Source organism: Tunturibacter gelidoferens, assembly GCF_040358255.1.
Classification (GTDB): domain Bacteria; phylum Acidobacteriota; class Terriglobia; order Terriglobales; family Acidobacteriaceae; genus Edaphobacter; species Edaphobacter gelidiferens.
Map to the genome: position 1 here is coordinate 3,668,948 of NZ_CP132938.1, position 13,230 is coordinate 3,682,177.

12 protein-coding genes are annotated in these 13,230 nt (G+C 56.6%); 5 read left to right on the forward strand and 7 right to left on the reverse strand.

Annotation, left to right across the window (positions count from 1 at the left end; all coding sequences use genetic code 11):
- Positions 1–179 precede the first annotated feature (179 nt).
- Together RBB81_RS16060 and RBB81_RS16065 are read left to right on the forward strand one after the other, a co-directional pair.
- Positions 180–809 carry a hypothetical protein gene (locus tag RBB81_RS16060; RefSeq protein ID WP_353071354.1) on the forward strand — a complete coding sequence of 210 codons (630 nt, stop codon included), beginning with the start codon at positions 180–182 and terminating at the stop codon, positions 807–809.
- A gap of 572 nt (positions 810–1,381) precedes the next feature.
- The gene (locus tag RBB81_RS16065) at positions 1,382–2,620 is read left to right on the forward strand and encodes a glycosyltransferase family 4 protein (protein ID WP_353071355.1); all 1,239 of its coding nucleotides are present in this window, start codon (positions 1,382–1,384) and stop codon (positions 2,618–2,620) included.
- On the opposite strand, the gene thiS is transcribed toward RBB81_RS16065, so the two are convergent.
- The 3 genes from thiS to thiD all read right to left on the reverse strand — a co-directional run bounded on the left by thiS (position 2,596) and on the right by thiD (position 4,281).
- Positions 2,596–2,814 carry a sulfur carrier protein ThiS gene (gene thiS, locus RBB81_RS16070; protein ID WP_179583718.1) on the reverse strand — a complete coding sequence of 73 codons (219 nt, stop codon included), beginning with the start codon at positions 2,812–2,814 and terminating at the stop codon, positions 2,596–2,598. The two genes, RBB81_RS16065 and thiS, sit on opposite strands and share 25 nt — an antisense overlap.
- Before the next feature lie 27 nt (positions 2,815–2,841).
- Positions 2,842–3,198: a hypothetical protein gene (locus RBB81_RS16075; protein ID WP_179583720.1), complete on the reverse strand. Its 357-nt coding sequence runs from the start codon at positions 3,196–3,198 to the stop codon at positions 2,842–2,844.
- A gap of 276 nt (positions 3,199–3,474) precedes the next feature.
- A complete protein-coding gene (gene thiD, locus RBB81_RS16080; protein ID WP_353071356.1) occupies positions 3,475–4,281 on the reverse strand; it encodes a bifunctional hydroxymethylpyrimidine kinase/phosphomethylpyrimidine kinase in 807 nt (268 codons plus the stop codon).
- 476 nt (positions 4,282–4,757) lie between these two features.
- Between thiD and RBB81_RS16085 the strand changes: the two genes are divergently transcribed.
- A complete protein-coding gene (locus RBB81_RS16085) occupies positions 4,758–5,174 on the forward strand; it encodes a hypothetical protein (RefSeq protein ID WP_183788171.1) in 417 nt (138 codons plus the stop codon).
- A 926-nt stretch (positions 5,175–6,100) separates the two neighbouring features.
- Here RBB81_RS16085 and RBB81_RS16090 read toward each other — a convergent pair.
- The 4 genes from RBB81_RS16090 to htpG form a co-directional block, all read right to left on the reverse strand.
- Entirely contained in the window at positions 6,101–6,637 is a 537-nt protein-coding gene (locus RBB81_RS16090; protein ID WP_183788170.1) for a cupin domain-containing protein, read from the reverse strand.
- Positions 6,638–6,783: 146 nt separating this feature from the next.
- Positions 6,784–7,533, reverse strand: a complete 750-nt coding sequence (locus RBB81_RS16095; protein ID WP_353071357.1) for an SDR family NAD(P)-dependent oxidoreductase — start codon at positions 7,531–7,533, stop codon at positions 6,784–6,786.
- Between the two features lie 88 nt (positions 7,534–7,621).
- Entirely contained in the window at positions 7,622–7,921 is a 300-nt protein-coding gene (locus RBB81_RS16100) for a winged helix-turn-helix domain-containing protein (RefSeq protein ID WP_179583727.1), read from the reverse strand.
- Positions 7,922–8,144: 223 nt separating this feature from the next.
- Positions 8,145–10,010: a molecular chaperone HtpG gene (gene htpG, locus RBB81_RS16105; RefSeq protein WP_353071358.1), complete on the reverse strand. Its 1,866-nt coding sequence runs from the start codon at positions 10,008–10,010 to the stop codon at positions 8,145–8,147.
- A 77-nt stretch (positions 10,011–10,087) separates the two neighbouring features.
- Here htpG and RBB81_RS16110 point away from each other — a divergent pair, with 77 nt between their 5' ends.
- Together RBB81_RS16110 and pyrF are read left to right on the forward strand one after the other, a co-directional pair.
- Positions 10,088–12,034: a hypothetical protein gene (locus RBB81_RS16110; RefSeq protein ID WP_353071359.1), complete on the forward strand. Its 1,947-nt coding sequence runs from the start codon at positions 10,088–10,090 to the stop codon at positions 12,032–12,034.
- A gap of 305 nt (positions 12,035–12,339) precedes the next feature.
- Positions 12,340–13,062 (forward strand): orotidine-5'-phosphate decarboxylase, encoded by a 723-nt coding sequence (pyrF, locus tag RBB81_RS16115; RefSeq protein ID WP_353071360.1) that lies wholly within the window; start codon positions 12,340–12,342, stop codon positions 13,060–13,062.
- The last annotated feature ends 168 nt before the right edge of the window (positions 13,063–13,230 follow it).

A 13,230-nucleotide genomic window follows, 5' to 3' on the forward strand; every position in this document is an offset into this window, starting at 1 on the left:
AGCTTGTGATCTCACCACCCCGCTGGCGTGATCACAAATCGCGCCAGCGTTTTTATGCACTTCTGTAGCGAAGTGTCAGGAACACGACAGAGTCATGAAGTAAATATCTGAAATAAAAGAGTATCGCTGGCAGGAGAAACGCATAGCCTTTCCGCACACCACAGAAACACAACGGAGATATGAACCGCAGAGCATTCCTGACTTCAGCCTCCAGCTCCGTAGCGCTCGCAGCTACGGTCGGACTATCCCCCCGCAGAGCAACCGCACAATCATCGAACCCCATCTACTCGACCTCAGCCGGAGTCGCATGTCTTACAGCTGGCAACACAATTGTTTCACCAACAACGAGCGCAGGGAACTGGAACGCCTATCGAAACACGCTCATCTCAGCTGCAAATGACTGGCAGGCCAATAATATTGATGGTCAGCTCGCCTCGTACTACGCCAACCTCCAGTCCTATGACTGCAAGAGCTCTTACCTCAACCAGAATCAGATCCTGGCGAACATGCAGGCCTCTTACCCTCAGGTGACGTTAGCTCAGTTGCAGGCTGGATGGGCCATAGTTGATGGGATGGCGACAAGTGACGTGAACAACTTTCTCACGAGTATTCGTCAGGGAGGCATCGTCCAGTACTTTACGGCTGCTATGCAACAGGCTGCCAGGTACGCGGAAGCGGCTAGCGGAACTACGATCACTCTGAAGGTTCCCTCACCGGACTGGTTGCTGCCACCACCTGTCGGCGGTGGTGGTGGTGGTAAAAAGGGAGCCTGTAGCGAATCGACCACCTTTGCGATAGATACTATGTAGTGTGGGGCGGCGGATCGTCAGTCGCGGCGACCTGGGGACAGCACGTATTCTGCTAACTGGAGAGGTTTCATATGACATGGGTCTTCGAACATAGTTCCAATATCAGCTTGTGGGTAACGACCCTGGCAGGTCTTTATGCCGTGTATATGGGGATTCAAATTCAGCGGCGAAAGAATATACCTTCGCCGGTGAAACTCAAGCCGGCGGAGATTTCAATTGGGATCATTCTTCTAGTAATCGGTTGTTTTATGTTGGGTATCCGGGCAGTCAGAATCTGGGCCTGAAATAAGCAACCTCCTGGTCTGAATAAGAAAGTTTTCTCCACCCGCACAAAACCACTCCGACCGGGACATTAACAACGGTAGGAGGCTGTCTTATGAAACGCACACGATTCGCAGAGGAACTCGATCTCATTCTGTCCATGATCTCGATCGCCGAGGCCGGGCCGGGAAAACTGTTTTTGTGTCCGATAACACATATTATGTATAGTGGCACTGCGGCGGTGGGCACAGCACTTGGCTGCCACCCGCCCAGAACACCCTTTCCCTAGTCCGCCAAAGACCTTTGTTACGATGAACCGAGGTCAATCGCCCACCGGCGCTATGCAAATCGTTCAGACGGTCTTCGGTGTCTTTCATCACTTTGAACTCGCCCGCCAGCTGCATCGCCGAGGTCATCTCCAGCGCATTTACTCTACCTGGCCTTGGACACGCCTCAAACGCGAAGGCCTCCCCCACGAAATCGTCGAGACGTTCCCTTGGGTCCACACCCCTGAAATCCTCATGCAACGCTTTGGTATCCACCATCCATGGCTAATGGATCAAATAAGTTATGCGAATGCGCTCTCATTCGATGAGTGGACCCTGCGCAAAGTCCGCGCCGCCGCAACGCCCGACGCCGTCATCGCTATCTCCGGCTCCAGCCTCAAGACTGGTCACGAGATACAGTCCCGTGGCGGCCGCCTTATCTGCGACCGCGGCTCCTCCCACCAGCGCTACCAGGAAACTATCGTCTCCGAGGAGTACCAGCGCTGGAACGTAGACCGCCCCGTCACCGACATTCGCGACATCGTCCGCGAAGAAAAGATCTACGCCCTTGCCGACGCCATCACCGTCCCATCCAGCTTCGCAGCCCGTTCCTTCGTCGAAATGGGCATCCCAACCGACAAGGTCCACGTCATCCCTTACGGCGTTCGCCTCGAAAAATTCACCCGCACTGGAGAGTCCCCCACCGATCGCTTCGAGGTCCTCTTCGCCGGCTCCGTCACCCTGCGTAAGGGAGTTCCCTATCTGCTGGAGGCCTTCGCCCAACTACGCCACCCCGCAAAACGCCTGCGCCTGGCCGGCTCCATTCATCCCGACATGAAGTCCGTTCTCGACCGCCTCCCTCAACAACAAGTCGAGTTCCTCGGCCCGCTCCCGCAGGAGCAACTCCCCCACCTCATGAGCACCAGTCACGTCATGGTCCTCCCCAGCATCGAAGAGGGTCTGGCACTCGTGCAGGGTCAGGCCCTCGCCTGTGGCTGTCCCGTTCTCTGCTCCACCAACACAGGCGGCGAAGATCTCTTTACCAACGGCGTCGAAGGCTTTGTAGTTCCTGTCCGCGACGCAGCCGCCCTCACCGAGCGCATGCAGCAACTCGCCGACGACCCCGCCCTCCAATCGCAGATGAGCGAGGCCGCCCTTCGTCGCGTCCAGCTTCTCGGAGGCTGGGACGACTACGGCGACCGCTGGGAGTCGCTTCTGAAGCATCTGGTAGCAAGAGAGACAGCGAACGAACCGACCCATCACACCCCGCCGCCGACAAAGTGAACCACCTCGAGCCGATCCCCTCCATGTAAAGCTGTCTGGGACCAACTCGACCGAGGAGCGATCTCGCCATTGTGTTCGATCGCTACCCGGTCGCCCTTCAATCCAAGCTCCACGACAAGCTGTTCAAGGTTGGCAGCTTCCTCAAGTGCGTCAAAGCTGCGGGACTGGCCGTTCAAAATCACCGTAAGTGCCATACCCATCCAGCCTAGCAGCATCGCCGTCTAAGCCAACAAACGCACCACCCGTTCGATCAACCAGTTCCAGATCCGGCGTGTCAGCGCTGCTGGTTGGGCAAGGTCTTCGAACACACTCCGGCTCAGCCCCATCAGGATGTGGATCGCCTCATCGTCAGATTTATTGTCGAACGCCTGGATCGAATAACGCCGCGAGTTCGCAAGGTACTCGGCTGCATGTCCCAGCGTCAGCAGCGTGCGCCCGTGATGCGTCTGGCTGATCCGATGAATCGTCAGGTCTGCGTTTTTCGGCTGGGGGTTCCCAGGCGAAAGAGTTGGAACGCTCGAGGCGTTCTGGTTTACGAGTTCGGGTCGAAAGACCCCGGGAAAAGCTACTGTGGACATGGACCTGAATCCTCCGTCCTAATCCCTATCGGCGAACCCCACCGCGGCATTATCCGGAATGTTCCGATGACGACAACTCAACCTGAAAACCCTCACCGATATCGAAACAGTCCAGGAAGAACGTCGCAATGACCCAATCGATGTAGTTTCTGCACTTAACTGTCTTTATTCCCCGCCATCGTCCACCCAGAAACCGTACCGCCACTCCACGGTTCCCGATTCAGCACAATGGAAATCTCGACGCGACGGAAAGCCCACCCCACCACCCGAAGACCACTACTCATCCCGCAGCGGCCAAAGCGAATTCACCGGCCCCAGCCCCTTGCCTCTCGGCTCAGCCGTCCGAATCGCCTCCGCAACATACCGCTTGGCCATCTTCGCCGCGCCCAGCGGATCATCTCCCAGCACCACCCGGCTTAGCAGAGCGCTCGAAAACGCACACCCCGTCCCATGGGTGGACCGGCTCACAATCTGCTCCCCCTGCAGCCAGTCCAACTCACCATTCGCTCGCAGTAGCAGATCGTCCGGCGGCATCAGATGCCCACCCGTCGCCACCACGTTCAATCCAGTCCACATCGCCTGCAGATCCCGCGCCGCCTCCGGCAGATCTCCCCGCTGCATCACAATCCGCCCCGCCAGAATCCCCAGCTCCTCAAGATTCGGCGTCACCCAATCCACCAGCGGCAGCAATCTCTCCCGCAGCACCCCCACCCCCTCCGCATCGAGCAGTTCCCTTCCCGAGCTCGACCGGATCACCGGATCAAGCACCACCGGAACCCGCAACCCGCGTCCGCGCAGCCCCTCCAGAAACTCCGCCACTGCGACCACGTTCTCCGCAGTAGCCAGCATTCCAATCTTGATCCCCGCCGCCGGCAGATCGCTCTCCAGGCAATCGAGTGTAGCCCTCACCATCTCCACCGGCACCGGCAGACTATCCCGCACCCCCTGCGTCGACTGCACCGTCAAACTCGTAATGCACGAAGTCCCAAACAGCCCATGCGCCGCAAACACCATCAGGTCCGCGGTCACACCCGCACCCGAAGACGGATCAAATCCAGCGATCGTCAAAACTGTCTGCATCATTCGCTTCCCTTCAGCATAAAGGAAGAAGCGCGCAGCTTCCGACTAACCGGAGATCCGGGAGTCACAGTGGCGTAAAGCGCGCGTTCTACCGATAATTCTGTGACGAAGCGTAATTTTTTGAAGGAGGACCATGAATCATGGGTCACCATACAGAACGTCAGAAATCGTACGCCAACGATCAGCGAACCTTGTGTTTTTTGGCACTTACGCGGTCGGCGACAAGCACAGGAACGCAAGCAGAACGTGAATTAATAAAGCCTTATAGAGTTAGCGGAATTTCCGTGCGTTAACGTACTATTTTGTCGATTGGTTTCGCTTGACAACGCCTAAGTAGAAGGCGTAGCGTCAGCGTCCGGTAGGTAACGCGATGCGTTCTGGACGCCGTGGAGAGGGCTAGCAGGCAGGCCAATTTTCCATCGAAAATCGCGCCGGGCTAGTCCCAAGAAGCCTTTCAAAAATACATCGGGAGGTGGAAGATGGCAGATATTTCGGGCGGCATCCTAGCTCCTTGGGTTTGGTATGATCCCCCGCCGGGGGGCGGTCTCGCGTCGCCGACGAATGGGACGATGGTAAGAGGGGACCGGCTAATTTCGTTCGACCGACAATTTTATGTCGCCATGCAGACGGACGGCAACTTTGTCATCTATGGCTCAGCTGGGAATTTTTCAGGTTGGGCTGTCTCGAACTTTTACGATCAATACCATTTGATCAATAAGGTGGTCATGCAGGGCGACGGCAACTTAGTGTGGCAGACGTACGACGGCTGGCCTCTTTTGGCGACAAACACGCAAGGCCATTGGGGTGCTTTTGCGGTGATGCAGGATGACCGCAACTTCGTGATTTACAACAGCGATAACAGTTGGTCCGGCTGGTCATCCGGGTCACAAGTATGAAGATGTGCCACTCACCACAGAGATCCCAGTACAAATGATCGACGCGTTGAGAGGATACTCCTTAGCATCCAACAGAGTAGAATGATGAACTCACCACACGGCAGCGGAGCAACAAAACGTGCACCCATTCATGTGGCTCGCGGTTTGGGCAGCCCGCGCGGCATGGCTGAGCCTCAGTTCCTCCCCTCTGGTTCAAGCGCACCGCCTCCAGGCGGTTTTGGCTCCGTTGGCCTAAATCCCCGCCCGCGCGCCATGGTTGCGCCCCTTTTCGTCCCCTCTGGCTCAAGCGCGCCGCCTCCAGGCGGTTTTGGCTCCATTGGCCTAAATTCCCGCCCGCGCGGCATAGTTGCGCCTCGGTTCGTCCCCTCTGGCTCAAGCGCACCGCCTCCAGGCGGTTTTGGCTCCGTTGGCCTAAATCCCCGCCCGCGCGCCATAATTGCGCCCCGTTTTGTCCCCTCTGGCTCAAGCGCACCGCCTCGAGGCGGTTTTGGCTCCGTGGCCTAAATCCCCGCCCGCGCGCCATAGTTGCGCCCCGTTTGTCCGCTCTGGCTCAAGCGCACCGCCTCCACGGGGTTCTGGCTCCATTGGCCTAAATCCCAGCCTGCGCGGGCGCGCCGCCTCCAGGCGGTTCTGGCTCCGCCCCGGGGGCTAGCAGCTGAAAAGCACCGGGAAATCTCCAGCGTTCACCATTCTCTTGCCCCGGTTTGTCGCATCTCGGACATTGCCGAGCGAAAGCAGCAGCGGGTGCTGCGCTTTTCCTCCATGGGGAAGAAAAGGGGACGTTCCTCGATGGCCTTCCGGACATGCCGGAGTTCCTCGTCTATGTTCTCTATGAGATCCAAACGCTGTTACATTCTCTCCATCTCATAGGACGATGCCGGCGAGCACCGGTCAACGATCACGCCATGCTTCGCCTCGAATCGGCTCTACTTCGCCTCTTTGAGCAGTTCGGTTCGGTACTTCGGAGCCAGTTCCACCGCTTTCTTGAGGAACGCTGCTCCCTGCGCCGCATCGACCGCGGGAGGCGGAGTGGTACGCATCGCAACCACTGTTCCCAACTCTTTGAAGAACTCCTCCTGGCCTGCCGGCGAGCAGATGCAAAGCATCCTCACCGGTTCCGGCGAGCCATTATGGAACTGGTGTGGAGCGTTCGCTGGAATGTGGATAGTCTCTCCAGCGCGCACAATACGCTTCTCCCCTCGGAAGGTAGCCTCGAGTTCACCGTCGAGAAGAGTAAAGCTCTCCTCGAAATCATGACGATGCGGGGGAGGTCCGCCTCCGGGAGGAACATGCATATCGATCAGGGTGAATCGACCTGCAGTATCTGCTCCGGACAGCAGGATCGTGTAGGTGTCGCCCACGACTCCGAGATGCTGCGCATTGCTGTTATCCGGATTTGCCACCACAAGACTCCGTCGCAGGTCGTCGGCTGGAATCGCTACCGTGTTGGACATCGTAGACATCTTCTGCTCCTTGTTTTGAAATTACGGTTGAAGTTGCGTTTTGTGAACCTGACCAACGTAATTACGCTGCTATTCCCCTACCTGCAAACAAAAAAAAGCGCTCCGAGCTTCCTTCCAAAGCCCGAAGCGCTCTTCAGCAACTCCCCTTATCGCATCCCACCCGCGGCCTGCAGCAGAGAACCGGTCACCCACTTGGCATCGTCCGAGGCCAGGAACGCAACCACGGTGGACACATCATCCGGCTGTCCGATACGGCCGAGCGGCGTGCCCTGCAGCATCTGCTTTTCAAAGTCGCTTCCCTCCACACCAGCCGACTTGAAGCCCTCCGTTACAACAGGCCCAGGATTCACCGCGTTGACGCGAATCTTCTTCGGCCCCAGCTCCTTCGCAAACACGCGCGTAATCGCATCCACGGCGCCCTTCGTGCTGCTGTACACCGCCGACATCGGAGGCGTCTGCTCACTCGCGACCGACCCAATATTGATCACGCTGCCGCCCTCTGCCGGAAACAGAGCCACTCCAGCCTTGGTGGCGAGCAACAATCCCTTCACATTGATGTCAAGCATCCGGTCGATCGACTCTTCCGTAATCCCCTCCAGCGGAGCGAACTCATACACCCCGGCGTTGTTCACCAGAATATCGACTCTGCCATAAGCCTTCTTCGTCTCGGCAAAGAGCGCATCAATCTCCGCAGCCTTCGCGACGCTGCCCCCTACGGCAATCGCCTTCCCGCCCGCCTTCACAATCTCTGCGACCACCTTGTCGGCGCCCTCTTTGCTCGATGCGTAGTTCACCACAACAGACGCACCCTGCGCCGCCAACTCCTTGGCAATGGCCGCGCCAATACCCTTCGACGCACCGGTCACAACCGCTACCTTACCTGCAAGCTTTCCCATCTCAATCTCCTTTATTCGATATCTATCGAACAGTGCAGCTCTCAAATAGATGCGGAGACGGTCGAATCTGATTCGCGATTTACCGAAACTAAATAGAAGCAAGCCGCCTGACATAAGCGTCGAACACTGGCCGGCGCAAATAAAGGTTCGCGCCTCGACCCACGCGTTTTATCTCAATCAGCCCTGCCTCGCTTAACTCCTTCATATGGTGCGACACCGTAGCCGGACTAATACACTCATGCTCCTGCAGCGCGCTGCACTCCATCCCCTCAGAGGCGCCCACCTGCTGAAGGATGGCAAACCGCCGCGGATCACTCAGCGCGCGAGCGATCGCCTGAAACTGATCATCCGACAGGGTCATCTCCGCGCTGGAATTCTTCTTCTTCATACTTAAACCAGATGTCCCTCTCGCTGATTTGATGCAAATGCCGAAGCGACACAGCAATCAACCAAAACCCCGGTACTCCGGCCCTTCCCGCTCTTACTGCTGCTGCAACAGACCGATCACATTCGCGCTTTCAACGAAATGAAACGTTTAGTCCGTCAGCCCGCACGTCCTCGGAACGGAAACGCGTGGCGGCTGCCTGCACCCACAGCCGCCACGAAACACCCTAGACAGAAAGATTCAGAACACGATTAAGTCGCTGCACAAACGCCGCGGGGTCCTGAAGCGCCACGCCTTCCATCAGGAGAGCCTGATCAAACAGCAGCCACGCCGCATCCTGAGCCACCGAATCATCCGACCGCGCCAGCAGCTTCTTCACAATCTCATGATCAGGATTAATCTCCAGCGTAGGCTTCAGTGCAGGAATATCCTTCTGTCCCATCGCACGCATCATCTGCTGCATCTTCAGCGACGGCTCCTCTTCATCCGACACAATGCACGAAGGACTATCCGCAAGCCGCACCGAAGCTCGCACGTCTTTCACGCGGTCCCCAAGCGTCTTCTTCAGCATCTCGATCAGCGGCTTCAGTCCCTCTGCCTTATCCGGCTCTTCCCCGCCCTTCAGATCTTCGCTCGTAGAAGATTTATTCACTGCCTTCAGATCGATCTCGCCATACTTGTCTACACCCGAGAAGATCACCTCATCAAAGTCATCATCAAGAATCAGAACCTCAACGTCCTTCTTCTTGTAGATCTCGAGCAACGGCGAAGTCCGCAGCAGAGACTCCGCGCCCCCCGTGATGTAGTAGATGCTCTTCTGATCATCCTTCATCCGCGACTTCACATCCGCAAGACTCGTCAGCCCATCCACCTTGGTCGATTTGAATCGCACCAGCTCCAGCAGAGTCTCGCGATTCGCATAATCCCCGTACAGGCCCTCTTTCAGAGGACGGTTGTACTCCGCAATAAACTTCAAATACTCGTCCGGCTGATTCGCAGCAATGTTCTTCAACTCAGAGAGAATCTTCTTCACGCTGGCCGTACGAATGCTCGTCAGCACGCGATTCTGCTGCAGAATCTCGCGGCTCACATTCAGCGGAAGATCTTCGCTGTCGATGATCCCCCGCACAAAGCGCAGGTACTGCGGCAAAAGCTCTTTTGCATCATCCATAATGAAGACGCGCTTCACATACAGCTTCACCCCCACCTTGTACTCCGAGTTGTACAGATCCAGAGGAGCCTTCGCCGGAATATAGAACAGCGTCGTGTACTCGAGACTCCCCTCCGCTTTGGTATGGAACCAGAACAGCGGATCATCCCACCCACCCGACACGGACTTATAAAGTTCCTTGTAGTCCTCATCCGTCAGCTCGCTCTTCGGACGTCGCCACAGTGCACTCGCCGCATTCACCTGCTCGGTCGTGCGAACCTTATCCGACTTCTTCTCTGCCTCATTCCACTGGCTCTTGTCGTAAGTCAGAAAGATCGGAAACGCAATGTGGTTCGAGTACTTCTTAACGATCTCCTGCAGCCGCCAGCTATTCGCGTACTGCTTCCCTTCTTCGTTGAAGTGAATTACCAGCGTAGTGCCAGCAACGGCTCGCTCCGCCGGTTCGATATCGAACCCGGTCTTGCCATCGCTCACCCAGCGCCAAGCCTGCTCCTCTCCAACCTTACGCGATACCACTTCGACGCGATCCGCAACCATGAACACGCTGTAGAACCCAACGCCAAACTGCCCAATCAGGTTCGAATCCTTCTTCGCATCGCCCGACAGCTGCGACAAAAAGTTCTTCGTACCCGACCGCGCAATCGTACCTAGGTTCGAAGTCAACTCCTCCTCATTCATTCCGATGCCCGTATCGCTGATCGTAAGAGTCTTCTTCTCCTCATCCAGCTCCAGCTCGATGCGCGGATCGAACGGCAGCGCCTTATAGACCTCATCCGTGAGCGTCAGATGCCGAAGCTTATCCAGCGCATCGGAAGAGTTCGAGACCAGTTCACGAAGAAAGATCTCAGGGTGAGAGTAAAGCGAGTGGATGATCAGTTGCAGCAGCTGACTAACTTCAGTTTGAAATTCACGTTTCGACATAGACCTCTATTATCGCCAATATTCCCTCACAAAACGAGGCCCCCGGCACCGCGAAGGAGGAGAAGTAAATTTCCGCCTTGGCGCACAAGTTCCAGAAGGTTATCTACTACTCGACATTAAAATTAAGAACAGTTGGGTTTTGGAAGGCTTTCCAGGCTTCGTTGTGGCGTCTTGAACACAGGTTACAGTTACGAAGTGAGGATATAACTCTCTGCGGGAGAAACATCATGAAGAAGGGCCTCTTGTTTAGCATCTTTACATCGATGCTGACTGCCGTATCCTTTGGCCAGACTTTTGCTACCCCCATTCAGAAACCCGTTGGTACGCCCGCGAGCAGCGTAAACCTTACACCGTCCGCAACCCAAAACATCGTCAACACCCCTGGCACCAATACAAACTTTAGTTCACCGACAGGATGGAAGCATGCCAACCTCTACCCTGGAACAGATGCAGGCGCAAAGATCAACGCGGCCTATGCTGATCTGCCAGCGAACGGTGGCATAATTTTTTATCAACCAGCGGTCGGGGGAGAGAAATTCGGCACCTCAATAGTCTTCGACAATCCCCACAAGCCCGCCATTCTCCAGTGCTACGGCGCATCAGGAAATGGAGAGGAGACGCTGACATATACGGGAAGCGGGACAGGAATCTTGATCAATACCGGCCCAGCGACCGTTCCCAGCGGACCAGTAGGCTCAGGAATTCGGGACTGCGACTTTGCCGCTTCCAGCTCTTCCGCGACACTCTTGTTTCTTGGAGGTTCGAATGGAGCTGAAGGAGCTGTAATTCGTGACAGCAAGTTCTTCGGTGGCGCGCTGACGATGGGAATCGGCAATAACACTTGGCACGTGCTCATGTCTCACCTCTATCTCCAGGGTGGAGTTCAGCAGTTTGCTACATCGGGTAGCATCAATGCTGGAGAGAACATCGACATCGAAGGTGTAGTTTTCGGTGGTGGCGGCTTTGGTATCTTTGCAAACGGTGTTGTTTTCGGCGGGGGGGCTTCAGGGCCCGGTCTCAATCTTAAATGTGGTTCGTGCTCCTTCGACAATACGCAATTAGTTGTCGCTGGTGGCCAGATAAAAATGGACTCCACCCACTTTGAAGATCCAGGGGCAATCCCGTGGCCAACCTATCCGCTGGTTGTGAGAGGAGGCAACCTATCGCTTGATACGCCTAGCTTCTTTGGCAATCATAAGACGGCTCCTCTTGACGCATACATCAGTGTGACATCTGGAATTTTAATCACGGAAGCCGTAGACGCCTTTGGGTGCGATTGCACCTATATTTATTCCTCGTCTGGAGATGGAAGGATTATAGGAGGCCCCCCCTTATCGCTAAGCGGGCCCTCTGGGTCCAGAGTAACCCTGATTCACGACACGAGTTCTGAGAAGTCTGTAGTTGACGGTGGCAGGAACTACGCGTACCACGCTGAGAGCCCTACAGCGGTTCAAGGCTATTACGATTTCCTGCCTGGAGGCGGCGTTCACGTTAGGGACACCGCTACCTCTCAGGCCGGAACCGGAATGTACCTGCGGTCCAGCGATTTGATGTCAGTCACTACACCAGATTTGTCGGGTTACACCCACGCCAAGTTCATCGGCAGAAACTGCGACAATACAGCCTACAGTTCATCCATTGACTTCTATACAGAGAAGAAGACTGCAGCGAATCAGTCCGACACAAGCACCGTGGCTGCGACGATCGACTGCAACAAAGTACTAAGTGTTCCAGCCGTCGTATCTGGCGGATCAACCTTCACTATAGCCGGATGCGGAGCCACAAGCGCCATCGGTGGCTCTACTGCAGGGCAATTTGTCTCAGGTGCTACTGGCACCTGTAGCGTAACGGTAACAATGGGCGGGAATGTTAAAGCCCCTCATGGGTGGGTCTGCCCGCAGCCGATTAGTATTTCCACGGGTACTTCGGCATGGATAGAAACCGGCTTCACGACAACCACCGCCACATTTCAAGGTAAGACCACACCAGGACAGTTGATTATTTTTTCCTGTACCGGCTACTAGATATTTAGGCATGACCAGTCAGACAGCCTAAGCAACTTTTCCACACGAAGAGGATAACGCCGGAATTGTCGGATCGATGATTTGGTCAGTGTGTCGATCTCGTGATGAAGCAAAGGAGATCCTGCGCTCTCTTGAAGTCATCACGAATGCGCCCCAAATGCCTCTCGTGTACAGATGTGATCATTCGCGCCCCGCGCGGACGGTCTTCTTAAATCAAACCCGCGCATCCAACCCAGAGCCCGCACAAATCGTCTGCTCTTAACTTTCTCCACGCATCCAACGAAGCAAAAAGTTACACTCACCTCATGCCCGGTCCCAAAGCTCGCCTTGCCGTAGCCCTTGACTATCCCGACGCCGAGCAAGCCCTCAGACTAGTCGACACTCTCGGCCAGACCTGCCAATGGTTCAAAGTCGGCATGGAACTCTACTACGCCGCCGGCAACACCATCATCTACCAACTCCGAGACCGTGGCTTCAACGTCTTCCTCGACCTCAAACTCCACGACATTCCCAACACCGTCGCCGGCGCCGTCCGCTCCGCTACACAGGCAGGAGCAAGCCTCCTCACCCTCCACGCCAGCGGAGGAGCCGCCATGATGGTCGCCGCAGCCGAAGCCGCCTGCGCCCCCGGCTCCCCCCGCCTCCTCGCCGTCACAGTCCTCACCAGCATGGACGCCGCACAACTGGCAGGCACAGGCATCACCGCCTCTCCAGCCGACCAGGTGCTCCGCCTCGCAAAGCTCGCAACGCAATCCGGCATAGATGGCGTCGTCTGCTCCGCTGAAGAGGTCGCCGCCGTCCGCGCAGCCACCGGCCCCGACACACTCCTCGTCATCCCCGGGATCCGCCCCACCGGCACCGCCATCGGCGATCAGAAGCGCATCGCCACTCCCGCCCAGGCCATCGCCGACGGAGCCTCCATGCTGGTCGTAGGCCGCCCCATCACCCAGGCCACAGCCCCCGCCGCCGCCGCCCAGGCAATTCTCGACGAGATCGCCGAAGCCATCCAGAATTTGACTCACCCATAACAATCGGGTGCCCCATCCTTCGCGCGCTTGCGAAGGGTGGGGTGTAGAACCTCAATCGACGTGAGGGTCTAGAACGAGAGCCGCGCACTGACCTGAAGCGACCCTCCAACGCCAGGAATTCACTTGACGCCCCCCAAACCAAGGCGCACCCTTATCTCACTTAAATTC